The organism is Chitiniphilus shinanonensis DSM 23277, from assembly GCF_000374805.1.
In the GTDB taxonomy this organism is placed as follows: Bacteria; Pseudomonadota; Gammaproteobacteria; order Burkholderiales; family Chitinibacteraceae; genus Chitiniphilus; species Chitiniphilus shinanonensis.
In genome coordinates this window covers 54,554-77,056 of the sequence record NZ_KB895352.1, presented here as the reverse complement: position 1 = coordinate 77,056, position 22,503 = coordinate 54,554, and the positions used below count along the sequence as shown (strand labels likewise).

At 66.5% G+C, this 22,503-nt stretch carries 22 protein-coding genes and 3 tRNA genes; 14 read left to right on the top strand and 11 right to left on the bottom strand.

The window, feature by feature from the left end; translation table 11 throughout:
- A partial coding sequence (locus tag C556_RS23470; protein ID WP_040431303.1) for an ATP-binding protein occupies window positions 1–194 on the top strand: 194 nt, incomplete at its 5' end.
- A 219-nt stretch (window positions 195–413) separates the two neighbouring features.
- Here the strand turns inward: C556_RS23470 and C556_RS20725 are convergent.
- Complete coding sequence (locus C556_RS20725; RefSeq protein ID WP_018749265.1) at window positions 414–815, bottom strand: hypothetical protein; 402 nt, start codon at window positions 813–815, stop codon at window positions 414–416.
- 119 nt (window positions 816–934) lie between these two features.
- Here C556_RS20725 and C556_RS0116015 point away from each other — a divergent pair, with 119 nt between their 5' ends.
- The 3 genes from C556_RS0116015 (at window position 935) to C556_RS0116000 (ending at window position 4,085) form a co-directional block, all read left to right on the top strand.
- On the top strand, window positions 935–1,348 hold the full coding sequence (locus tag C556_RS0116015) for an Lrp/AsnC family transcriptional regulator (RefSeq protein ID WP_018749264.1): 414 nt from the start codon (window positions 935–937) through the stop codon (window positions 1,346–1,348).
- A gap of 35 nt (window positions 1,349–1,383) precedes the next feature.
- Window positions 1,384–1,764, top strand: coding sequence for a hypothetical protein (locus tag C556_RS0116010; protein WP_018749263.1), 381 nt, complete (start codon window positions 1,384–1,386; stop codon window positions 1,762–1,764).
- A 344-nt stretch (window positions 1,765–2,108) separates the two neighbouring features.
- On the top strand, window positions 2,109–4,085 hold the full coding sequence (locus C556_RS0116000) for a polysaccharide deacetylase family protein (protein WP_083930628.1): 1,977 nt from the start codon (window positions 2,109–2,111) through the stop codon (window positions 4,083–4,085).
- A 229-nt stretch (window positions 4,086–4,314) separates the two neighbouring features.
- Here the strand turns inward: C556_RS0116000 and C556_RS0115995 are convergent, their stop codons facing one another.
- On the bottom strand, window positions 4,315–4,575 hold the full coding sequence (locus C556_RS0115995; RefSeq protein WP_018749260.1) for a hypothetical protein: 261 nt from the start codon (window positions 4,573–4,575) through the stop codon (window positions 4,315–4,317).
- Window positions 4,576–4,763: 188 nt separating this feature from the next.
- Between C556_RS0115995 and C556_RS0115990 the strand changes: the two genes are divergently transcribed.
- The 3 genes from C556_RS0115990 to C556_RS0115980 all read left to right on the top strand — a co-directional run bounded on the left by C556_RS0115990 (window position 4,764) and on the right by C556_RS0115980 (window position 7,216).
- Window positions 4,764–5,483: a PEP-CTERM sorting domain-containing protein gene (locus C556_RS0115990; protein ID WP_018749259.1), complete on the top strand. Its 720-nt coding sequence runs from the start codon at window positions 4,764–4,766 to the stop codon at window positions 5,481–5,483.
- Between the two features lie 234 nt (window positions 5,484–5,717).
- Window positions 5,718–6,434 carry a PEP-CTERM sorting domain-containing protein gene (locus C556_RS0115985; RefSeq protein WP_018749258.1) on the top strand — a complete coding sequence of 239 codons (717 nt, stop codon included), beginning with the start codon at window positions 5,718–5,720 and terminating at the stop codon, window positions 6,432–6,434.
- Between the two features lie 68 nt (window positions 6,435–6,502).
- The gene (locus C556_RS0115980) at window positions 6,503–7,216 is read left to right on the top strand and encodes a PEP-CTERM sorting domain-containing protein (protein WP_018749257.1); all 714 of its coding nucleotides are present in this window, start codon (window positions 6,503–6,505) and stop codon (window positions 7,214–7,216) included.
- Between the two features lie 79 nt (window positions 7,217–7,295).
- Here the strand turns inward: C556_RS0115980 and C556_RS0115975 are convergent, their stop codons facing one another.
- Complete coding sequence (locus C556_RS0115975; RefSeq protein WP_018749256.1) at window positions 7,296–7,475, bottom strand: hypothetical protein; 180 nt, start codon at window positions 7,473–7,475, stop codon at window positions 7,296–7,298.
- A 102-nt stretch (window positions 7,476–7,577) separates the two neighbouring features.
- Window positions 7,578–8,864, bottom strand: coding sequence for an anaerobic sulfatase maturase (locus C556_RS0115970; RefSeq protein ID WP_018749255.1), 1,287 nt, complete (start codon window positions 8,862–8,864; stop codon window positions 7,578–7,580).
- Between the two features lie 178 nt (window positions 8,865–9,042).
- Here C556_RS0115970 and C556_RS0115965 point away from each other — a divergent pair, with 178 nt between their 5' ends.
- Window positions 9,043–10,029 (top strand): phosphotransferase family protein, encoded by a 987-nt coding sequence (locus tag C556_RS0115965; RefSeq protein WP_018749254.1) that lies wholly within the window; start codon window positions 9,043–9,045, stop codon window positions 10,027–10,029.
- A gap of 172 nt (window positions 10,030–10,201) precedes the next feature.
- On the opposite strand, the gene C556_RS0115960 is transcribed toward C556_RS0115965, so the two are convergent.
- The 4 genes from C556_RS0115960 to fhuE all read right to left on the bottom strand — a co-directional run bounded on the left by C556_RS0115960 (window position 10,202) and on the right by fhuE (window position 16,184).
- Entirely contained in the window at window positions 10,202–12,157 is a 1,956-nt protein-coding gene (locus C556_RS0115960) for an arylsulfatase (protein WP_051083253.1), read from the bottom strand.
- A gap of 301 nt (window positions 12,158–12,458) precedes the next feature.
- Window positions 12,459–12,665, bottom strand: a complete 207-nt coding sequence (locus C556_RS0115955; protein ID WP_018749252.1) for a hypothetical protein — start codon at window positions 12,663–12,665, stop codon at window positions 12,459–12,461.
- Window positions 12,662–13,816: a PepSY-associated TM helix domain-containing protein gene (locus C556_RS0115950; RefSeq protein ID WP_018749251.1), complete on the bottom strand. Its 1,155-nt coding sequence runs from the start codon at window positions 13,814–13,816 to the stop codon at window positions 12,662–12,664. Before C556_RS0115950 ends, C556_RS0115955 begins: the two co-directional genes overlap by 4 nt.
- A 181-nt stretch (window positions 13,817–13,997) precedes the next feature.
- Window positions 13,998–16,184 carry a ferric-rhodotorulic acid/ferric-coprogen receptor FhuE gene (gene fhuE / locus C556_RS0115945; RefSeq protein WP_018749250.1) on the bottom strand — a complete coding sequence of 729 codons (2,187 nt, stop codon included), beginning with the start codon at window positions 16,182–16,184 and terminating at the stop codon, window positions 13,998–14,000.
- Between the two features lie 525 nt (window positions 16,185–16,709).
- On the opposite strand from fhuE, the gene C556_RS0115940 reads away from it, so the two are divergent.
- Entirely contained in the window at window positions 16,710–17,048 is a 339-nt protein-coding gene (locus C556_RS0115940) for a VOC family protein (protein WP_018749249.1), read from the top strand.
- 70 nt (window positions 17,049–17,118) lie between these two features.
- On the opposite strand, the gene C556_RS0115935 is transcribed toward C556_RS0115940, so the two are convergent.
- From C556_RS0115935 to C556_RS0115925, 3 genes are all read right to left on the bottom strand, one after another.
- Window positions 17,119–17,194, bottom strand: a tRNA-His gene (locus C556_RS0115935).
- Between the two features lie 67 nt (window positions 17,195–17,261).
- Window positions 17,262–17,338, bottom strand: a tRNA-Arg gene (locus C556_RS0115930).
- A gap of 34 nt (window positions 17,339–17,372) precedes the next feature.
- Window positions 17,373–17,449: transfer RNA gene (locus C556_RS0115925), tRNA-Pro, on the bottom strand.
- A 159-nt stretch (window positions 17,450–17,608) separates the two neighbouring features.
- Here C556_RS0115925 and folD point away from each other — a divergent pair.
- From folD to rsxC, 5 genes are all read left to right on the top strand, one after another.
- Entirely contained in the window at window positions 17,609–18,466 is an 858-nt protein-coding gene (gene folD, locus C556_RS0115920; protein ID WP_018749248.1) for a bifunctional methylenetetrahydrofolate dehydrogenase/methenyltetrahydrofolate cyclohydrolase FolD, read from the top strand.
- Window positions 18,466–19,491: a quinone-dependent dihydroorotate dehydrogenase gene (locus C556_RS0115915; protein ID WP_018749247.1), complete on the top strand. Its 1,026-nt coding sequence runs from the start codon at window positions 18,466–18,468 to the stop codon at window positions 19,489–19,491. Before folD ends, C556_RS0115915 begins: the two co-directional genes overlap by 1 nt.
- 277 nt (window positions 19,492–19,768) lie before the next feature.
- Window positions 19,769–20,350: an electron transport complex subunit RsxA gene (gene rsxA / locus C556_RS0115910; protein WP_018749246.1), complete on the top strand. Its 582-nt coding sequence runs from the start codon at window positions 19,769–19,771 to the stop codon at window positions 20,348–20,350.
- Window positions 20,347–20,904 carry an electron transport complex subunit RsxB gene (gene rsxB / locus C556_RS0115905; RefSeq protein WP_018749245.1) on the top strand — a complete coding sequence of 186 codons (558 nt, stop codon included), beginning with the start codon at window positions 20,347–20,349 and terminating at the stop codon, window positions 20,902–20,904. The genes rsxA and rsxB overlap by 4 nt, the downstream gene beginning before the upstream one ends.
- Entirely contained in the window at window positions 20,901–22,484 is a 1,584-nt protein-coding gene (gene rsxC, locus C556_RS0115900) for an electron transport complex subunit RsxC (protein ID WP_018749244.1), read from the top strand. Before rsxB ends, rsxC begins: the two co-directional genes overlap by 4 nt.
- Window positions 22,485–22,503: the final 19 nt, after the last annotated feature.

Sequence of the window (22,503 nt, the reverse complement as noted above, 5' to 3'; positions counted from 1 at the left end):
AGGGTCCGGGGATTCCGGAGGCGGCGCGGGCGTCGATGCTGGAGCGGTTCCAGCGGGTGGAGGCGGGGGACGCGCGTGGCTTCGGGCTGGGGCTGCCGTTCGTGCGCACCGTGGCGCAGCGGCATGGCGGGCGGTTGGAGATGGGCGCCGCCGGGCCGGGGTTCCAGGTGACGGTGACGCTGCCGGCCGGCTGAACGCGCCGCGCGACCGGGTTTTCAGCCCGGTCGTATGCACGTAGCATGGCGGCCGCTCCCCGCGTGGCAAAACCCTTCCGGCGGTGTTGCGCGGGGGCGCCCAGCCTCACTTGCCGGACGTTTCGTACCGTGTGCGACCGAAGGAAGTCCGGTTTACCGCCTTTCAGGACGTTTCGCACGCCTTGCCGGAACCGCTGCGCCGGGTTTTGCTGGCTGCTTTCAATCGGGCGTGACGTGGGCTTCGGCGGCGACGCCGTAGATCGACTCCACGTGATCGTTGCTGGCCAGCACCAGCCGCACCAGGTTGTCGCCCTTGACCAGCGGCGGCAGGTACAGCGGCTGGTCGCTGGTGATCGGGCCGATCAGCCGGCCGTTCACGTAGAGGTGCACGTGGCCTTCGCCCGGCACGTGCGCGCCGCCGTAGTGCGCGATCGACAGCGCGAGGTTGGTGCGGGCGGCCACCGTGTACAGGCCGTCGCGGCGGTCGAGCACCGCTTCGAGGCGATACGGTTTGGCGGCGGTCGCGGCGACCGGCGCGGTGGATTGGGCGTCGGCGCAGTGGCCGGCCCAGGCGGCGCACGACAGCGCCAGCGATAACAGCAGTAACGGAATACGGATCATGGAAGGTCTCCCGGGCGTCCACGGACGCGACGGAGGCACTGTAGCGAGCGCCGCCCCGGCGGGAACAGTGGGCGGCGAAAGCAAAAGCGGCGATCTGCTTTCGCCGCGAAAGGAAAACGATGCCAGACCATATCGATCGCAAGATCATCAGCCTGCTGCGCGAGAACGGCAGGGCGCAATGGAAGCAGATCGGCGACGCCATCCGCATGTCGGGGCCGGCGGTGGCCAGCCGGGTGCAGCGGCTGGAGGACGAAGGCGTGGTGACCGGCTACACGGTCAAGGTGGACGAGACCAGGCTGGGCAATCACCTGTGCGCGTTCATCACGGTGGTGATGAAGGACTACGGGCACACGCGCTTCCAGGAATTCCTGCGCCAGCGGCCGGAGGTGAAGGAGGCGCACCGCATCAGCGGCGAGCCGTGCTTCATCCTGAAGGTGGTGCTGGCGGACCAGCTGCGCCTGACGCAGCTGCTCGACGAGATCCTCGAATACGGCCACTACAAGATCAACATCTCGATGAACCAGTGCGTCTGACGGCCATCGTGCAGACACTTCCAAGCGGCTCCGCCATGCCCACTTTATTCTCGACGCCCCGTGCCCTGCGCGGTGGCCTTGCCCTGTGCCTGCTGACCCTGCTGGCCGCCTGTTCCCCCCATGCCGCGCCCGCGCCGGCCGCCGATGCCTCGGCGCCCGCGTCGTCGCCCGGCACGCAGCCGGCGCAGTTGCCGGCGGATGCGTCCGCCGTGCTGGGCCGCGCCGAAAGCTGCATGCACCTGGCCGGCGAGTTCAACGGCGACGGCTCGGACAACGACCGCGAGGTGACGGCGGCGATGAACGAGCTGGACTGCGATGGGTTGTACCGCGACACCGCGGCGATCAAGCACAAGTACCGCAACGATGCCGCCGTGCAGCAGGCGTTCAAGGCGCTGGAGGAAGGCGAGGGCGGCTGAGGTGTTGCGCCGTCGGCGTGGCGGCGCTTGCCGTTCGTGAATTGGCCTGTCTTGCCGTGACCGACCCAGTCGATTGATTCGACTGGGTTTTTCGTTTTGTACGGCTGCCGTTGGTGAAGCGTACAGGCTGGTGTGCGTTTCGGTGCAAACCAATGGCTATAGTCTTCAGGCGCAAACATGCGTTTTGCATAAAAGCGGCCGGCGAAGCCGGTGCGGGCGGTCCCGGCAAGGCGTGCGGCTCCAGGCCGGGCGTCTGCGCCCGACCGCCGCCGGCTTTTGCCGGCCGCCCTGAAAACGTCGAGAGGCCACCAGGCCCCCGCCAACGAGGATGGAGCTAAATAAACATGCGTTGCAATCCATGGATCTTCGCGGTCCCGGCGCTGATTGCGTCGGTGGCCGCCCATGCCGCGCCGAGTCAGCAGGTGTGGAACAGTCAGCAGGTCTATACGGCCGGCGATGTCGTGAGCTACATGCCCAGCGACAATATCGGCCGCAATCTGTTGTGGCGTGCCAAGTGGTGGACCCAGGGCGAAGTCCCGGGGGCCAGCCAGTGGGGCCCGTGGGAGCCGATAGACGCGGTGCCCCCGCCCACACCGACCCCGACATTCATCGTCACGCCCACGGCGACGCCCACGCCTACAGCGACGCCCACGCCGACCCCGTTGCCGACACCCAGCCCGACGCCCACCTCGGGCACGGCGCCCGCCTGGGATGCGGCCATCGCCTATCCGGGCGGTCGCCAGGTGTGCTACCTGGGCGTGCTCTACGAAGCCCGCTGGTGGGTGCAGGGCGAGCGGCCCGACCCGAACAACCAGTGGGGCCCGTGGCGCGCGATCGGCGTCTGCGGCCCGACGCCGACGCCGGTGGACCCGACCCTGACGCCGGTGATCACGCCCACGCCCACCCCGACGCCGGTGGTCACGCCGACGCCGACCCAGATCCCGTTCCAGCTGCCGCCCGGCACGCCGGTGGCGATCAGCTGGTCGCTGACCACCACCGGCGCCAAGTCGGCCTCGGTGAGCTGGAGCGCCGATTCCGGCGTGTTCAACTTCACCCCGGCCAATTGGCACGTGGAGTTCGCCGGCGTGCTGCCGGTGTATTCCAGCACCTCGATCTTCATCGGTGACGACTTCGTCAACCACCGCGCCACCTACGGCGGCTACGGCAACATCGTGGACAAGATGAGCGTCGCCAACAGCTCGTACAAGCTGAAGGTGTGCGACGCCGCGTACTCGCGTTGCGTGGAAAGCACCAGCCAACTGTCGTTCCCCAGCGCGCCGACGCCGACCCCCACACCGACGCCGGTCTACCCGACCCCGGTGACGCAACTCGACGCCGTCGGCGTCGCCACCTGGCGCAACGGTGCCACCGCCGCCTACTCGATGGTGCACGACGACTTCTGCGGCGCGGTGAGCGACGAGCAGATCCAGAACGCCGAGCCGGCACTGGCCCAGCGTGGCCTGGTGGCGACCTTCGCCGCCATCACCGGCTGGTGCACGCCGGCCCAGTGGACCGCCGCCGCCACCTTCGTCCAGCACGGCCACGAGATCGCCAGTCACGGTCGCAACCACTACGACAGCAGCGCCGCCAACTGGCTGGCCTCGGTGGAACTGGCGCAGTCGCGGCAGGACATCGCCGATCACCTGAACGGCTACCAGGCCAGCTACTACGTGTGGCCGAGCGATACCGCCACCGATAGCGCGCTGGCGGCACTGCGGGCGCAGGCGGGCTACCTGGGCGGCCGCGCGGCCAACCGCGATCTGGGCGGTGGCAACATCCAGTACGGCTCGGCCGCGGGCGTGAACGATGCCGGCTTCGCCGATCCGTACCACGTGCTGTGGGATGTGTTCACCAACGCCGGCGAGTACTCGCTCTACACCTCGGGCGAGATCCTCAACCTGCACGTGGATGCGGCGATCCAGCGCGGCGGCTGGTCCACCCGCACCATGCACAGCGTCGGCACCCAGCCGTGGGAGCCCGTGCCGGTGGCGCGCTACCTGGCGCACCTGGACTACGTGAAGAGCAAGGTGGACGCCGGTCAGCTGTGGGTGGGCACGGTGTCGGACGTGCTGCGCTACCGCTATGCCCGCGAGTACTGCGCGCCGACACTGCGCGCCGACCACCGCGGCATCGACTTCCCGGCCACCGACGCGCAGTGCCTGAAGTACGCCACGCCGATCACGCTGGAGCTGACCGCCGACAACGGCACCCTGCGCCTGACGCAAGGCACCCAGGCGTTGCAGCCCACCTGGATCGGCGACCGGCGCTACCGGGTGACGGTGTCGCCGCTGGGCGGGCCGGTGACCATCACGCCGCAGTGAGCGATTGGCAAAACCCTCCTGGCGGCGGCGCGCGGGGGCGCCGAGCTGAACTTGCCGTACTACGCGTACCGTCTGTGTTTCGCGCTTCTTGCCAGGACCGCTTCGCTGGGTTTTGCCTGCCGCTACAAGTGGAACAAGGCCGGCGTTGACCGGCCGCACCAAAGCAAAGCGCCCGCCGATGCGGGCGCTTTGTCATTGGGAGCGGGCCTGGCTGGAAGGCTGTGACCGCCTAGAAATAGTGGCTGTAGCCGCGCTTGCAGTGCCCGCAGATCACCCAGCGGCTCTGCTGCCACCTGAACAGCGCCTGCGACAGCACGAACCCCGCCATGCCGTACAGCCAGTACGGCCACATCGCCACCCCCGCCCAATGCAAGCCCCCACCGATCAGCGCCAGCACCAGCGCCAGGATCAGGAACTGGCGGAAGCGCTTCAGATTTTCGTGGTGGAGCGAGGCGAAATCGACGGGTTGCTGGCAGTGGCGGCAGTGCATGCTGATGTGCTCCTCGATGGCTGCGGCCCCAGGATGGGCAAGCCGGGCATCGTCTTGCCGCCGGGCAGTCGCGGTTTGGCGCCATTCATCGAATGTAGGTTTGAAGACAGCCTTGTTGATTGATTCTGTATGGGCGTTTTTTACTTTGTGTAATCCGGTACCCCGGTCCAACCCTCTGGAGTGACTTCATGAAGCAATTGAGCTGCGCCCTGGCAATGATGTTGAGCCCTTTTGCCGCCCACGCGGCGGTCATCGATGTGCTGGGCATGATGACAGTGAATCTCAACGGCAGCGCGACCACGTCGATTTCCCAGGCCACGGTGATCCGCAACAACTATTCGTTCCTGGAAACGACCGTGCGGATCGAACCGACCGGCATGATCTATTTCGACGCCTCCGAGGGGCCGCAGAGCGCGTCGTACAGCGTGAATGTCAGCAACAACGCGGGTTACGCGGTCAGCGGCTTCGACGTGAGCGCGGCGGCGATGGAGCGGTATTCGGTCAAGTACTTTCCGGCCCAGACCTCGGGGGAACTGTCCCACTATCGCAACGGCGAGCAGATCATGCGCGATTACGGGCAATCGTTCACTGAACCCGACAGCGATTACTTCATGCATACCTGGACCGACTTCGCGCCCTACAGCTTCCTCGCCGACATCCATGGCGGTACTCCGCTGCTGCACAACCTCGGCGTGAGCTACCTGGTTTCGGTGGGGACGCCCGACCCCAGCTGGTACGGCTGGGCATATGCAGTGCCGGCGACCCTGACCTTCCGGGTCTACGACCCCAGCACCGTGCTGCCGGTGCCCGAGCCGGCCGGCTACGCCCTGACCGGGCTGGGGTTGCTGGCGATCTGGGCCCGCCGGCGTCGGCGTGAACGCGTCGCCGCGGTTCAGGCATCGGCGTAACGCGTCGATTCTGCCGCACCGATGCGATTCCAAGCCCCTGGCGGTTGCCAGGGGTTTTTCTTTGGGGGTTGGCCGAAGGGAGCAGCCGGGGAGCCGGATGCCGGCCCAGTGGCGCCGCCGTATGGCCGTCAGCACTAGCCATTCATCAATTGTATTAATCAAGAAAGAAAATATGTACGAGTTTGTATGGGCCTTTTCAGTTTTACCCATCCATTCTCTTGTGAGGACCAGTACATGATGAAGCAATTGGGATGCGCGCTGGCGCTGGGGCTCAGCCCCGTGCTGGCGCAGGCGGCGGTGATCGATCTGACGGGGATGGTGAGCTTGGGTCTATCCAGCGGCGCCAAGGCGACGCTGACCCAGGCGGAGGTGGTACGCGACAACTATCGGTTTGTCGAAACCACGATCCAGATCAAGCCGGATGGTGCGGAAACGGTCTTGCTCGATGGCAGAAGCGGCCCGCTCTACGCTGACTACGGCGTAACGATCCGCAACATTGGCGGCTACGCGGTCAGCAATATCCAGATCGGTAGCGGTGAGATCGATCTTTACCTCAATCATTATTTTTGGGGTGAGGCCCAAGGCCAAGTGAGCCACCGCCAAGGAAGCCAGACCCTGCTGCTGGACCATGGCAGGCCAACCCATGAGTGGGGCGACATCTACGAAACCTTCGTCTGGACCGCTTTCGACCCATACAGCTTCGTTGCCCGGATCAGCCCGACCGCGCCGTTGCAGCAGGTCGTCGATCTGTACTATTCGGCGTTCGTGGATGAGGCCGATTCCAGCGCATACGGCTGGGCTTCCTTCCGCCTCCCCGCGCTGACCTTCTCGGTCTACGATCCGCGTTCGGTGGTGCCGGTGCCCGAGCCGGCGACCTATGCGCTGATGGGGCTGGGCCTGCTGGGCCTGTGGCAGCGAAGCCGCAGCCGGCGTGCGGCCGACGCCGCGTAAGCGACCGGGACGCCTACGATGCGTTCCGGCCGGTTTTTGCCAATCACATGATCTTGCGAGGCTTGCACATGATGAAGCAATTGGGATGCGCGCTGGCGCTGGGGCTCAGCCCCGTGCTGGCGCAGGCGGCGGTGATCGATCTCTTGGGGATGCTGAGCCTGGATTTGAGCGACCTGGCGTCGGCCAAGGTTTCGCAGGCGGAGGTGATCCGCGACAACTACCGATTCACGGAGACGACGGTAGAGGTCGGTTTCCCGGGGAAAAAGGTTTATCTGAACGGCGGATCGGGGGCCCGCGATGAGGCTTATCGAGTGACCGTCAGCAATACCGGCGGCTACGCGGTCAGCGGCATCCATCTCGGTGGCAGCGCCTATGACGTCTATTCCTACCATTACTTCCCGGCGTGGGCCAGCGGGAACGTGGTTCACCAGCTGGCAGGCCAGACGCTGCTGGACGACTGGGGGCAGACGAATACCGAAGGGGACAATGTCTACGCGTCCTACAGCTGGAGCGTGATCGATCCCTACAGCTTCGAGGCCCGGATCAGCCCGGCCGCCGCGCAGACGCACACCGTCGGCGTGTATTACTCGGCGCACGTGAACGATTCCAACGAAGGTTGGTTCGGCTGGGCCTCCTTCAGCCCGGCCACGCTGACCTTCTCGGTCTACGATCCGCGTTCGGTGGTGCCGGTGCCCGAGCCGGCGACCTACGCGCTGATGGGGCTGGGGCTGCTGGGCCTGTGGCAGCGAAGCCGCAGGCGGCGCGTGGCCGGGGCCGCGTAACCCGGCCGGGCGACTCTGCTGTTGCGCTGCGTTGCAGCCATGGCGGTGGAGTCGCCACGCACCGCCGTGCCGCGCCCGCTCAGTTCCCCGGGCGCATCTGCTTGTACACCACGCGCCCGTCGGGCTTGACGCTGCGCAGCACGCGGTTGCGGGCGCCGCAGAGCGGGCAGCGGAACAGTTCTCCCTGCCCCTCGTTCTTGATGGTGACTTCCTCGGGCTTCCATTGGGCGCCGCAGGATTGGTTCAGACAGGTAAACATGGGAGGCCCCAGGCGAGTCGAGAAGCCGCGCAGCGTACCACGGCGCGGCTTCGCCGGTTCCGGCTTGTCGGCGCGGGGTGCCGACGCCGGTCGGATCGTTGCTCAGCGCAGTCGCGCCAGGGTCGGCGCGGCGTGGCTGTAGAAGCGCTTCCAGCCGCTGCACAGGTAGCTGAGGTTGCCTTCGCCGGGGCGGGTCTTGAGCAGGCGGGTGCGCGGGCATTCGCCGTAGCACAGCTTGAGGTATTCGCAGCGCCGGCATTCGCCCGGCAGGCTGTTGAACTTGTCCAGGCCGAATTCCAGCTGGCGCAGCGAGAACACCATCTGGCTGAGCGAGCGCTCGCCCAGGCGGCCGATCTCGTATTCCGGGTAGACGTAGTGATCGCAGCTGTAGACGCGGCCATCCTGTTCGACGGCGATGTTCTTGCCGCAGAACGGGCTGCTGGTGCACAGCATGGCGGGCTTGCCCTGCCACTGGGCGATGACGGTCTCGAACAGGTTGACGCGTACCCGGTTCAGGTCGTGCGCCACCCATTCGTCGAACACCGCCGACAGAAAGCCGCCCCAGTCGTCGGGATCGACGCTCCAGTCGGTGACGATGGACAGCGGGTGCCCCGGGCGGCTGCGCGGGCTGCCGCGTTCGGCCAACTGCCCGGCCGGCAGGTGGCCGGGGGCGACCTGCTCGAACTGGCGGGGTTCGACGCAGGGGATGAACTGCATGTAGCCGGCGCCCAGTTCGTCGCGCAGGAAGCGATACACCGCCAGCGGCTCGCGGGCGTTGTGACGGTTGACCACGGTGAGCGTGCTGAACGGCACGCCGTGGCGGCGCAGGTGCTGCGCGCCGGCGACCACGGCGTCGAAGCTGGGCTGGCCGGATTTGGTGGGACGGTAGCGGTCGTGCAGCGCGCGCGGGCCGTCGATGCTCAGCCCGACCAGGAAATCGTGCTCGGCGAGGAAGGCGGCCCATTCGTCGTTCAGCAGCGTGCCGTTGGTTTGCAGGTCGTTGACGATGCGCCGGCCCGGCGGCAGGTACCTGGCCTGTAGCGCCACCACTTTGCGGAAGAACCCCACGCCCAGCAGCGTCGGCTCGCCGCCGTGCCAGGTGAAGGCGATCTCATCGCCGTCCTGGCTGGCGATGTAGTCGGCGATGAAGCGTTCGAGCATGGCGTCGTCGATGCGCTGGTTCTTCTGCGCCAGCAGTTGTTCCTTGCTCAGGTAGTAGCAGTAGTTGCAGTCGAGGTTGCACGCGGAGCCGACGGTCTTGACGGTGGCGTGCAGGGTGCGGCGGATGCCGGCGCCGGGCTGGTCGCGGCCGGCGTCGAGATAGTTTTGCAGGGCCTCGGGGCTGATGTTGAGGCGCTGGGCGTGGTGCAGGGTGTCGGCGCTGTACATGGCGTCTCGCGGTCGATGGTTCAGGGGGTCGGTTGCGGGCGCCGGGTCCGGGGCGCGGTGGCGTCGGACGGCGGCATTCCGGTGGTCGTGACGCCAACGGAGGACATCGACCGGGCAATCCGGCGGAACTTACAATGGGGCCGGTATGGATTGATAAAAAAAGCGGAGGGCGTCATTGATGGATCTGTCGCTATATCGGACGAAATCGTTCGAGAGCATCGATGAAACGCAAATCGATGGTGCGGTGAAAAAGCTCAGTCAACGGTATCTGGGACTGGAAGCCGGGCATTACGAATATCTCGGCGGCGGATCGTTTGGCCTGGCCTACAAGGTGGATTGCGGCGAAAAGGCTTATGTCCTGAAGTTTTATAGCCAGGACGGCATGAATACCACGCAGGTAAAGGAAATGCAGGTATTGCGGGCGGCCTGCCGCGCCAAGGTGCCGGCGGTGTATTTCTGCCATACCCGCGACGAGGCGGTGCCGCTGAATGCGGTGGGCATGGAATTCATCGAGGGCATCACCTGCGTGCAGCTCGACCCCAACGATTATCCGGTCGAAGCGCGCAAGCGGATGGCGATCGAGGTGGTCGATGCGCTGCACGACATCCATTGCGTGCATGGCGAAAAGTTCGGTTTCATCGATGGCCCCCGGTACGACCACTGGCTGGATTACTACAAGCCGTTCGCCAGGGATCTGCACGACTGGACGCTGGCAAACGGCCACGATCCCCGGCACAAGATCCCCCCGCGGATGGTGGAGCTGTTCCGGCAATCGTGGTTGCTGTTCGACCGCATCTTCGATCAGCCGATCACCCGGCCCACGCTGATCCACAACGATTTTTGCGTATGCAATTTCATGGTCGATCCGGAAACCCTGGCATTGCAGGCCATCATCGACCCGCGCGAAACCATGTACGGCGATGTGGATCTGGAACTGAATCAATTGTCGAACATCACCGGCAACGATTTCTTTCTCTACGAAACGTATAAGGAACGTTATCCGGTCAGCATCAATTGCGATGTGAAATGCGCGTTTTACGCGATCTACAACGAAATCCATTGCTATCGGCTGTGCGGCCAGAGTTTCGAATACATCTACCCGCGAATGATCGAACGCCTGAAGCGCGAAATCGAAAAATACCTGGGCATCGAATTGACGCTGTGAGCGCGCGGCACCGGCCCGGCACGGTGATCCCGGCGTGCCCGCGCGGCGGCCGGGCGCGCGCGTCGGCCCGCTGGCGGGGCGGGCGCAGCCGAAGCGGGCGGGCAGGGGAGGCGGGGCGATCATGGTGGGGTCGGAAAGCCGCCGGCCCGTGGGCCGGCGGCGGCTCCATCGCTCAATAGAAGCCCTTGGGGCGCAGCGGGTTCACGCCGCCCACGCTGTCCATATAGCCCTGCCACTGCTGGACCAGCACGCTGGTCAGCTGCGGATATTGCGCCGACAGGTCGTTGGTCTCGCCACGGTCGGTGCTCAGGTCGAACAGCTCCCAGTGGCCGTCCAGCGGGCCGAACGGCGGCTCGGTGAAGCGCGCCTTCCAGCGTCCGTCCGCGCTGTAGATCGCGGTGCGGCCGTAGCTTTCCTCACCGAACGGCGTGGTGCGCAGCAAGGCCGGCGTGGCCTGCTGCAAGGCGCCGACCAGCGATTTGCCGGTGACCGGGTAGACGTAGCGGCCGTTGTAGATCACCTTGCCGCGGTTGGCGTCCTTGCCGGTCTTGGGATCGATCAGCGGGGGCGCGGCCTCGGCGGGCGGGGCGACGCCGGCCAGCGCCAGGAAGGTGGCGGTGTTGTCGGTGACGTGGGTGAACACGGTCAGCGGCGGCAGGCCCTTCTTTTGTCCCGGCAGCTTGGCGATGGCGGGGGTGGAGATACTGCCTTCGCCCATCTGGCCCTTCACCTGCGCGAACGGCGTGGCGCTGACCTCGGCCCAGCGCAACCCGTACGACAGGCCGGGATACCTGCCGAAGTTGGTGTCGGTGCCCAGCAGTTCGTAGCGGCCCGGCTGGGCGTTGGCGGTATCGGTGGCGAGCGGATCGGCGCCCGAATCGATGGGCCAGCCCTCGGCGCCGTTGTCCGACTGGAACAGGATGAAGGTGTTGTCGTACTGGCCGGTGTCCTTCAGGTACTGGATCAGGCGCCCGATGTTGTGGTCCAGGTTGGACACCATGCCGGCGTAGATCTCCATGTAGCGCGCCTGGGCCTTTTTCTCGTCGGCGGTCAGGCTGGACCACTTCTTCACCACGCGGCCCTGGCCGTAGTCGACGTAGCCGTCGGCGGCCGGATGCAGGGCGTTGATGTACTTGGCGCCCGCCTTGCCGTCGTTGGCGGTGGCCGGCGAGCGGGTCGTCGTTTCGGGGCTGGGCGACGCGGGGGCCTGGCCGGCGGGGATCAGGCCCAGCGCTTGCAGCCGCGCGTAGCGGGCGGCGGCGATCGGCTCGTAGCCCTGGTCGTACCTGCCCTTGTACTGGCTCAGCCAGGGCTCGGGCACCTGGAGCGGCCAGTGCGGCGAGGTGTACGCGGCGTAGGCGAAGAACGGCTTGCCGTCCCTGCGGTTGGCGTCGATGTAGGCGATCAGCTTGTCGGTGTAGAAATCGGTGGAATAGAACACCTCGGGCGTGCCGCCGACGCCGCCCGGCTGCCCCGGCTGGCCGGGCTGCACGTAGCGCCCGTCCTCGGTGTAGTTCTTCGAGCCGGCCGCCTCGTGGCCGAAGTGGTTGGTCGCCGCGCCGCCGAGCAGGGCGAAGCTGCGCTCGAAGCCCCATTGGTCCGGCGTCTTGCCGGCGCTGACCGGATCGCCGGCGATGGACGAGCCCAGGTGCCATTTGCCGGCGATATAGGTGTGGTAGCCGTTGTCCCGCAGCAGTTGCGCCACCGACAGCGAACTGTCGTTGAGATAGCCCTCGTAGCCGGGCAGGCCCTTGCGCTCGTCCTGCGGCGCACCCATGGTGCCTTCGCCCACCAGGTGGTGGTCGGTGCCGGAGATCAGCATGGCGCGGGTGATGGCGCTGACGGTGCCGGTGTGATGGTTGGTGAGGATGCGGCCATCGGCGACCAGGGCGTCCAGGTTGGGGGTGTCGATCTCGCCGCCGAAGGCGTGGATGTCGGAATAGCCGAGATCGTCCGCCATGATGTAGAGGATGTTGGGGCGGGCATCGGCGGTGGGCGGCGGCGTGGGCGGCGTAGCGTCGGACGGGCTGTCCGAACTGTTGCAGCCGGCCACGGCCAGGCCGGTGGCGATGGCCAGCGCCATCGCGGGTCGGCCGAAGCGCAAAGGAAGCGCCGTTGGGTGGGGCATGGTTCACTCCCGGTGGTGAATGGAAGTGGCACATGCTAAGAGCGGCTTTTTAAGAAGAATTAATACTTAATGGAAACTTGGTTAGCTCATTTTTCGATAAAGAGCCCGCCAAAGGACGCGCCGCGGCGATAAGCATCGGGCGCGGCAGGGGTTTTGGCCGCACGCGGTTTTTGCACGCCGGGGCCGGGACGAAGGCAGACCGTGTTGTTTTCAACCCGGCGCGGCGATGACGCGCGAAGCGCCATCGGCGGGCGGAAGGGCGATGGCGGCGATGCCGCCACGCGGTGGGCGGCGGCCCGCTTTAGCGGCTGTCGGCGGCGGCACCCCGCCGTATCCAGCCGAACCACGCGCCGACCGCGACGGGCACGGCGAGGCAGACGCCGGCCAGCACGTCGCCGACGCCGCCGTCGCTGAACAGGCCCGATACCAGGCCGACGCCGCTCAGCAGGCCGACCAGCGACGGCCAACCCCAGATGGCCATGCCGCTGCGATGACTGGACTTCTTCATGCGATGCCCTCCGCCGGTTGTGGCGCCTTCGGGGTTTCGGCCTTGTGCTGCCCGCCGGTCCGGCCCTTGCGCAGCCACAGGTACAGGCCGCTGCCCAGCACGATGATCGATGCGATATCCAGCAGCGCCCACAAAATCTTCATCGGCATGCCGCCGTAGTCGCCGAAATGCAGCGGCTGCGATACCAGCAGCCCCGTCAGGTACCACGGCAGGCGGGGCGAGGCGGTGACTTCGGCGGTGCGCGCATCGACCAGCACCGGCTGCAACAGGCGCGAGGTCAGCGGCTGATCGCCGCGCAGGAAGAACGTGGTGTGGTGCGGGCTGGAGAACGCGGTGCCCGGGAAGGCGACGAACGATAACTGCATGCCGGGCTCGGTGCGCAGCGCGACGTCGAGCGAGCGCTGCACCGACGCGCGCTCGGCGACCGGCACCGTCGCCTGGCCCTGGTACGGCGCCAGCAGCACGCTCAGCTTGTCGTACTGCCAGTACTTGATCATCAGGTCGGCCCAGGTGTTGATCATGCCGGTGGCGCCGACGACGAACAGCCACACCAGGGTGACGATGCCGAGCAGGTTGTGCAGGTCCAGCCATTTCAGGCGCGGACGACGGTCGCGGCGGACGGTGCCGAAATCCAGCTTGCGCATGAACGGCGCATACAGCACCACGCCGCTGACCACGGCCACCAGCAGCAGCAGGCCCATCAGCCCCAGGAACAGCTTGCCGGCCAGGCCGGCGAACAGATCGACGTGCAGCTTGAACATCACCCACATGAAGCCTTCGTCGAAGCGCGGCTGGGCCAGCACTTCGCCGGTGCGCGCATCGACGGCCACCGAGCGGAAGTCGTCGGTGGGGGCGGGGGTGGGCGTCATGGTGACGAACCACAGGTCCTGGCTGTCTTCGGGTTGGGAGACGAACTGCACCACCCGGTCGGGATGCTGGGCGCGGGCGATCTTCAGTACCTGGTCCAGGCTGATGCGGGGCGTGTCGGCGGGCATCGGCGGCGCTTCCACCTCGGTGCCGAGCAGGTGGCCGATCTCGTGGTGGAAGATCAGCGGCAGCCCGGTGATGCAGAGCAGCAGCATGAAGGCGGTGCAGACCAGGCTGCTCCATTTGTGGATCCAGGCCCAGATCCTGATGGTCTTGTTGTGCATGGTCGGGCGGGCTCAGTGGCGGGTGGCGGCGGGGAAGCATGCGGCGGCCGGCGCCGTGGCGGCGCCGGGTCTACAGGGGCGGGTTGTGGTCGGGTGGGCCACGATGAGGTTCCTCGGAAACGGATTGCGGGCGGGGCCGGCCTGGATCGGCCGGCCCCGCGCTGCAACGATGTCGGACGGATCAGAACTTGTAGTTGACGGTGAGGCTGGCGTTGCGCGGCGCGCCGTAGGTGATCTGGCTGTAGGCGTCGAACATGCCGTAGTGCGCTTCGTCGAACAGGTTGTTGACGTTGAGCTGCGCCGAGAGCTGGCGGGTGATGGCGTAGCGCGCCATCAGGTTGACCAGCGCGTAGTCGTTCTGCCCGATGCGCTCGGTGGCGCCCTGCGGATTCACCGCGTAGGTGTAGGTCTCGCTCTGCCAGTCGACTCCGCCGCCCACGGTCAGCGCGCCGTCCAGCACCGGCAGGCGATAGCTGGTGAACAGGCGGATCAGCTTGCGCGGGTAGATGGTGTTGATGTCCTCGCCGTCGGCATCCTTGAGCTTGAACTGCGAATAGCCGGCGCTGACGTTCCAGCCGCGGGTCACTTCGCCCGCCACTTCCAGCTCGAAGCCCTTGCTGGTGGCGCCGCTGGACGCTTCATAGGCGGTTTCCGGCGGCACCGTGCCGGGGATCACCAGGCCGATGCTCTGGCCGAGGTTGTCCTGCTTGATGCGGAAGGCGGAGAGCGAGGCGTTCAACCGGCCTTCGAAGAAGGCGCCCTTCACGCCGACCTCGGTGCTCTTGCCGACGATGGGGTCGAGGTACTTGCCGCTGAGGTCGCGCACCTGCTGCGGCTGGAAGATGTCGGTGTAGCTGGCGTAGACCGAGTAGTTCTCGTTGAGGTCGTAGACGATGCCGGCATACGGCGTCAGCTCGTGGTCGAATTCCATCCGGTACGGGCTGCTGAAGGCGTCGTCGCCCGAGCGCTCGTAGTTGGTGACGCGCAGGCCCAGGATCACCTTCAGCGGGTCGGTCACGTTCAGGCGCAGCGCGCCATAGAGCGCCTCCTGCTTGATGCGGTTGTCGCCGTAGTAGCTGAGCGGGCCCCAGGCCGGCTCGGGATAGCTGCCGTCCCAGTGGTTGAAGTCGCCGGCCATGCCGCCCGCCGCCGCGCGGCTGTCGGCGTTGAACTGCTGCCGCGAATTGACGTAGCCGACCGCGGCCTCGTGGGTGCGGCCCAGCAGGTCGAACGGGCCGTTGGCCTGCAAGCCGAAATCGTCCTGCTTGGTGCGTACCTTGTACGAGCCGGGGAAAGCGTACATGCCCAGGCCGGTCGTCTTGTCCGGCGCGCCCGACAGATAAAGCAGGCGGGAATCGGCGCGGCGGTCGCCGTGGCTGTAGGTGGCCTTGACCGTCCAGGCGTTGTCGAAGCGGTGTTCCAGGTTGGCGAAGTAGTTCTGGTAGCTGGATTGCCAGCGCACCCAGTCGGCCGAGGTGCTCTTGGAGCGATCCCAATGCGTGCGGGAACCGTCGGCGTAGAACACCGGCAACCCGCCCCACATCGAGCCTTCGGGTTCGTTCTCCTGCCAGCTGTAGCCGGCCGACAGCAGCGTGCTCGGGCCGAGATCCGCCTCGAAGGTGGCGAAGATGGTCTTGCTTTCTTCTTTCAGCAGATCGATCCAGCTGTCGCTGGCGGTGTATTCGCCGACCACGCGCGCGCGAACCGTCCTGGCCTCGTTCACCGGGGTGGATACATCGAACATCGCGCGGCGTTCGTTCCAGCTGCCCAGGCCCAGACTGGCGGTGCCGCTCAGCTCCTTGCTGCTGGCGCGCTTGTGCACCAGGTTGACCGCCGCCGACGGATCGCCCGCGCCGGTCATCAGGCCGGTGGCGCCACGCACCACTTCCACCCGGTCGTAGATCGCCAGGCTGCTCATGATCTCGCCGGAGCTCCACGGCTGGTCCCAGGTGGTGGGCACGCCGTCGATCATCAGCGCGTTGATGTCGAAGCCGCGCGCGGTGAATTGGGCGCGATGGGTTTCGTACTGGTTCACCGACACGCCGGTCACGCTGTTGAGCACGTCGGTGATGGTCAGGAAGTGCTGGTCCTCGATGCGCTGCTGGGTCACCACGGTGACCGCCTGCGGCGTCTCGCGCAGCGACATGCTCAGCGGCGTGGAGGTCCTGGTCTGGCCGGTGGTGTACGACCCGGTGCCCTCGGTGCTCTCGCCCAGATCCTGGCCGGCGGCCGTGACGGTCACGGTGGGCAGGACGACTTCCTTGTCCTGTTCCGCCGCCCAGGAGAGCGCCGGCAGCAGGGCAAGCCCGACCATCAGCGTAAGGGTTTTGATCTTGAAGCGATTGTTTGTCGAGGTGTTGAGTTGCATGAGGATGGGCGCACTTTATGAAATGTTGTTCAAACTGCCACGCGCTCCCTGAAACGCGTTTTGATAATGATAACATTTCTCATTAATAATTTGACAACGGTTACAGCGGCCATCTGTCGTCACGACTGATGGCGTGGATGGATGATTTGGCTGGAAATTGCTTTGAAAGCAACGGGTTGCTTGCTTTGTAACGGCTTGATGGAACGCGGCCGGAGCGTGGTGCGACGGAGGGGAGGGCGATCACCATGGGCTGCCTTTACGACGCTCTCCCAAGCAGCGCGACTGCGCGAACAGAGGAGGCGCGCGAGGCGCTCGTCGAGAAATGGAGGAGCGAGATATTTATACTTCTGAATCTTTTAGTAAGATTTTGGGGTGAAGCAGCGTGGAATGAAAGCAACACGTCGGGCGCGCCAGCCAACGCCACGCTCGCCGCCCGGAGAATTTTGCAAGCGCTGTCAAAGCACGGCGCTATCCTTGCCCGGATACGCCAGATGTTCCGATGGCCAGTTCTTCAGGAGCCCGGAAATGCCCCAGACCGTTCTGCTGCGCTGTCACGATCTCGAAACGACGCGCCGCTACTACCAGGAGACCCTGGGTTTTCATGCCCGGCCGACCGCCGCCGGCACGCTGACCGTCGAGCGGGACGGAAATTCGATGATCTTCACCACCGAAGACCTGTGGGGAAAGCCGCCCGGTCTTTCCGGCACGATCTATTTCACGTTGGCGGACGTGGACGGTTACTTTGCCGAGATCAAGGACCGGGTCGTCGTCGCCTGGCCGGTCCAGAACATGCCCTATGGCTCGCGCGAGTTCGGGATCGAGGATTGCAACGGGTACTACCTGGCGTTCCAGCAGGGGGCCTGAACGCGGAAACCTGGCCGTCGCGGCGCGGCAAAACAAAAACCCCTCGATTTCTCGAGGGGTTTTTGACTTCTGGGGTGGCTGATGGGGCTCGAACCCACGACAACAGGAATCACAATCCTGGACTCTACCAACTGAGCTACAGCCACCGCTGAGCGGTGTGTCATCCGGCTGGGCCGTCTGACCGAAACTTTTGATGCCATTGCCTGCAAGGACTGGCGCGCCCGACAGGACTCGAACCTGTAACCTACGGCTTAGAAGGCCGTTGCTCTATCCGGTTGAGCTACGAGCGCCCGGTGCAAAGTCTTCTTCTAACGCCGAAAGTTCTGGTCGGGGCGGTGGGATTCGAACTCACGACCCTCTGTTCCCAAAACAGATGCGCTACCAGGCTGCGCTACGCCCCGAACAGAGGCGCGACTATAGCCGCAACCTAGATATCGGTCAAGCAGGGCGCCCTGCGCATTTGAGCCCGGCGGCCGAAGAATGCGACAATACCGCCCGATTTTCCATCCCCGTCTTCCCACCGCCGGCGCTGCTCGCGCCTTCTTTGGAGCCCCTATCCGATGCCCGCAACGATCCTGGACGGCAAGGCCATTTCGCAAGACATCATCCGCGACGTTCGCGCCAAGGTGGACGCCCGCACGGCCGCAGGCCACCGCGCGCCCGCGCTGGCCGTGGTGCTGGTCGGCAGCGACCCCGCGTCTCAGGTGTACGTGGGCAACAAGAAGCGCCAGTGCGAGAACGCCGGCATCACCTCGCTGGCGTTCGATCTGCCGGAGACCACCACCGAGGACGAACTGCTGGCGCTGGTGCAGAAGCTCAACGCCGACGACAGCGTGGACGGCGTGCTGGTGCAGTTGCCGCTGCCCAAGCATATCGACGCCGAGAAGGTGATCGAGCTGATCGATCCGGCCAAGGACGTGGATGGCTTCCATCCCTATAACATCGGTCGCCTGGCGCTGAAGATGCCGCTGCTGCGCCCGTGCACCCCGCGCGGCGTGATGACGCTGCTGGAGCGCACCGGCATCGACCTGATCGGCAAGGACGCGGTCATCGTCGGCGCTTCCAATATCGTCGGCCGCCCGCAGGCGCTGGAGCTGCTGCTGGCGCGCGCCACCGTCACCGTCTGCCACAGCAAGACGCGCGATCTGGCCGACAAGGTGCGCGGCGCCGACATCGTGGTGGCGGGGGTGGGCATTCCCAACTTCGTGAAGGGCGAGTGGATCAAGCCGGGCGCCATCGTCATCGACGTGGGCATCAACCGCCTGGACAACGGCAAGCTGTGCGGCGACGTGGAATTCGCCGTGGCCGCTGAGCGCGCCAGCTGGATCACCCCGGTGCCGGGCGGCGTCGGCCTGATGACCGTGGCCACCCTGATGCAGAACACCTACGACGCCCATATCAAGCGCAAGGGGGCGTGATGGCGTACGGACTGCTCAAGCCGCTCCTGTTCACCATGGACGCGGAGCGGGCGCACGATCTGTCGCTGAAGACGGCGGATCTGATGCACACGCTGGGGTTCCTGCGCGCGTTCACCTCCACCGTGGCGCCCGATCCGCTCCACGTGATGGGGCTGGATTTCCCCAACCCCGTCGGCCTGGCCGCCGGGCTGGACAAGAACGGCGCGCATATCGACGCGCTGGCCGATTTCGGCTTCGGCTTCATCGAGATCGGCACCGTCACCCCGCGCCCGCAGCCGGGCAACCCCAAGCCCCGGCTGTTCCGTCTGCCGCAGGCCGAGGCGGTGATCAACCGCATGGGCTTCAACAACGAAGGCGTCGACGCGCTGGTGGAGAACGTCAAGAAGGCGCAGTACAAGGGCGTGCTGGGCATCAACATCGGCAAGAACTTCGACACGCCCATCGAGCGTGCCAACGAGGATTACCTGATCGGGCTGGAAAAGGTGTACGAGTACGCCAGCTACGTCGCGATCAATATCTCCAGCCCCAACACCAAGAACCTGCGGCAACTGCAGCAGGCGGACGAGCTGGGGCAGTTGCTGGCCGCGCTCAAGGAACGCCAGGCGCAACTGGCCGACCGGCACGGCCGCTACGTGCCGCTGGCGCTGAAGATCGCGCCGGACCTGGAAGCCAACCAGATCCAGGATATCGCCGAGCGGCTGGTGCAGCATCGAATCGACGCGGTGATCGCCACCAACACCACGCTGTCGCGCGTCGGCGTCGAGCACGCGCCGCACGGCAAGGAGGCCGGCGGCCTGTCCGGCGCGCCGGTGCGGGCCAAATCCACCCACGTGATCCGCGAGCTGGCCGAGCTGCTGCAAGGCGAAGTGCCCATCATCGGCGTGGGCGGCATCCTCAGCGGCGCCGACGCGGTGGAGAAGATCCACGCCGGTGCTTCGCTGGTACAGCTATATAGCGGGCTGGTGTACCACGGCCCGACGCTGGTGGGCGATTGCGCGGAGGCCGTGGCGCACGCTCGCGGGTGAGGGGGCGAATGTTCGTTGCAGGCGAACTGGCAGCAAGCCCCCGGCGGAGCCGGGTGCGAGAGGGACGTGGGGTGCGGGGACCGGCTGTGGCGGGATCGTCGGCGTTCATGGCACTGCCGGTTGCCGCCTTGCGTTCGCTCAGCGACAACACAGTGGCCGCCTATTAATCTTCTCGCGGTATTCCAGTCCGCGTTCTGCGGGGCCTGCGGCATTTGCCTCGCGGGCATCCCGGCCAGGACGCGGTCACGACGGATTTGAACAGGCTCCAAGCGTGCCGATGGAATTGAGTCACTATCTGCTGGTCCTGGTGGGCGCGGCGCTGGTCAACAACGTGGTGCTCACCCGCATCCTGGGGCTGTGCCCGTTCATGGGCGTCTCGCGCAAGCTGGAGGCGTCCATCGGCATGGCGCTCGCCACCGCCTTCGTGCTGACGCTGGCGTCCGGCTCGTCCTGGCTGATCGATCAGTTGCTGATCGCGTGGCAGGTGGAGTTCCTGCGCACGCTGGCCTTCATCGTGGTGATCGCCGCCATCGTGCAGTTCACCGAAATGTTCATCCACGCCGCCAGTCCCGTGCTGTATCAGGTGCTGGGCATCTACCTGCCGCTGATCACCACCAACTGCGCGGTGCTGGGCGTGCCGCTGATCAATGCCCAGGCGCGGCACGGCTTTGCCGAATCGCTGGTGTTCGGTTTCGGCTCGGCGCTGGGGTTCTCGCTGATCCTGATCCTGTTCGCCGCGATCCGCGAACGGCTGGAGGGCGCCGACATTCCCGAGGCGTTCAAGGGCGCGCCGATCGCCTTCGTCACCGCCGGCCTGATGAGTCTGGCGTTCATGGGCTTTGCGGGGCTGGTGCGATGAGCGTGCTGCTGGCGCTGTGCGTGATGGCCGGACTGGCGCTGCTGCTGGGCGCCGTGCTGGGCTTTGCCGCGATCCGCTTCCGGGTCGAGGACGACCCGCTGGTGGACAAGATCGACGCCATCCTGCCGCAGACCCAATGCGCGCAATGCGGCTACCCGGGCTGTCGCCCCTACGCTACCGCCATCACCAACGACGAAGCCGACATCAACCAGTGCCCGCCGGGCGGCGAGGACGGCATCCGCCAACTGGCCGACCTGCTGGGGCGCGAGTTCAAGCCGCTCAACGCCGCCAACGGTGTCGAGAAACCCAAGCGCGTGGCGGTGATCGACGAGCAGCTCTGCATCGGTTGCACCTTGTGCATCCAGGCGTGCCCGGTCGACGCCATCGTCGGCGCCGCCAAGCACATGCACACCGTGATCGCCAGCGAATGCACCGGCTGCGAGCTGTGCATCGCGCCCTGTCCGGTCGATTGCATCGACATGGCGCCGCTGGGCGATACCCCCGCCAGCTGGAAGTGGCGCTACCCGGTGGCGATGCTCAAGGTGGTGTCATGAGCCGGCTGCATGCTTTCCACGGCGGCATCCACCCGCCCGAACACAAGGCCGAATCGAACGGCGCGCGCATTGTCCAGGTGCCGCTGCCGCCGCAACTGGTGGTGGCGCTGAACCAGCACATCGGCCATGGCGCCAAGCCGGTGGTCGCGGCGGGCGACCGGGTGGCCAAGGGCCAGATGATCGGCCGCGCCGAAGGGCGCGTGTCGGCCGCGGTGCACGCGCCGACCTCCGGCCGCGTGCTCGCGGTGGAGCCGCGCGTGGTGGCGCATCCTTCCGGTCTGGCGGAGCTGTGCGTGGTGATCGAGCCCGACGGCGAGGAGCGCTGGATCGAACGCCAGCGCTTCGACTGGCGCAACGCCGACGGCCCGGCGGTGCTGGATCACCTGCGCGACCTGGGCGTGGTCGGGCTGGGCGGCGCGGTGTTCCCGTCGCACCTCAAGCTGGCCGGCGCCCGCACCCTGGACACTCTGGTGATCAACGGCGCCGAGTGCGAGCCCTACATCACCTGCGACGACCGGCTGATGCGCGAGCGCGCCGACGAGATCGGCGCCGGCATCGCCATCGTGCGCCAGCTGATGAACGCGCGGCAGGTGAAAGTGGGCATCGAGGACAACAAGCCCGAAGCTATCGAGGCGATGCGCCTGGCCTGCGGCGGCCAGGACATCGAGGTGGTGGTGGTGCCCACGCTGTACCCGTCCGGCGGCGCCAAGCAGCTGACCCGCTTGCTGACCGGGCGCGAAGTGCCGGCCGGCGTGCGCGCCACCGACCTGGGCGTGCAGTGCTTCAACGTCGGCACGGTGCAGGCGCTGTACCGCGCGCTGGAACACGGCGAGCCACTGCTCAGCCGCATCGTCACCCTGACCGGCGCCGTGGCGCGGCCGGGCAATGTCGAGGCGTTGCTGGGCACGCCGCTGTCGCACCTGATGGCGTTCGCCGGCGTCGCCGCCGACGTCACCGGGCATGTCTACGGCGGCCCGATGATGGGCTTCGTGCTGCCATCGCTGGAGGCCGGGCTGACCAAGTCCGGCAACTGCATCATCGCCCGCAACGCCGAGCTGTTCCCGCCCGCGCCGCCCGAGATGCCGTGCATCCGTTGCGGCACCTGTGCCGAGGCGTGCCCGGCCGAGCTGCAACCGATGGATCTCTACTGGTTCGCCCGCGCCAGGCAGTTCGGGCGCGCCCAGGAGCGCCATCTGTTCGACTGCATCGAATGCGGCGCCTGCGCCTACGTCTGCCCGTCCAACATCCGGCTGGTGGATTACTTCCGCTACGCCAAATCAGAAATCTGGGCCGCCGAGAAAAGCCGCGACGCCGCCACCCTGGCGCGACGGCGGCACGAAGCGCGGCAGGCGCGACAGGAGCGCGACAAGCGCGAGCGCGCCGAGCGGCTGGCGGCCAGGACCACCCCGCGCCCGGCGCCACCGCCGTTGCCGGAGCAGGTGACGCCGCAGGAAGCGCCCGCCGCGCCGGCCGCACCGACCGACGACGACAAGCAGGCGCGCATCGCCGCCGCGATGGCCCGCGCCGCAGCGCGCCGTGCCGGGCAGGCCGGAAAAGGGGAGGGTGGCGATGGCGCATAGCGTGTCCGTAGTGAAGCGC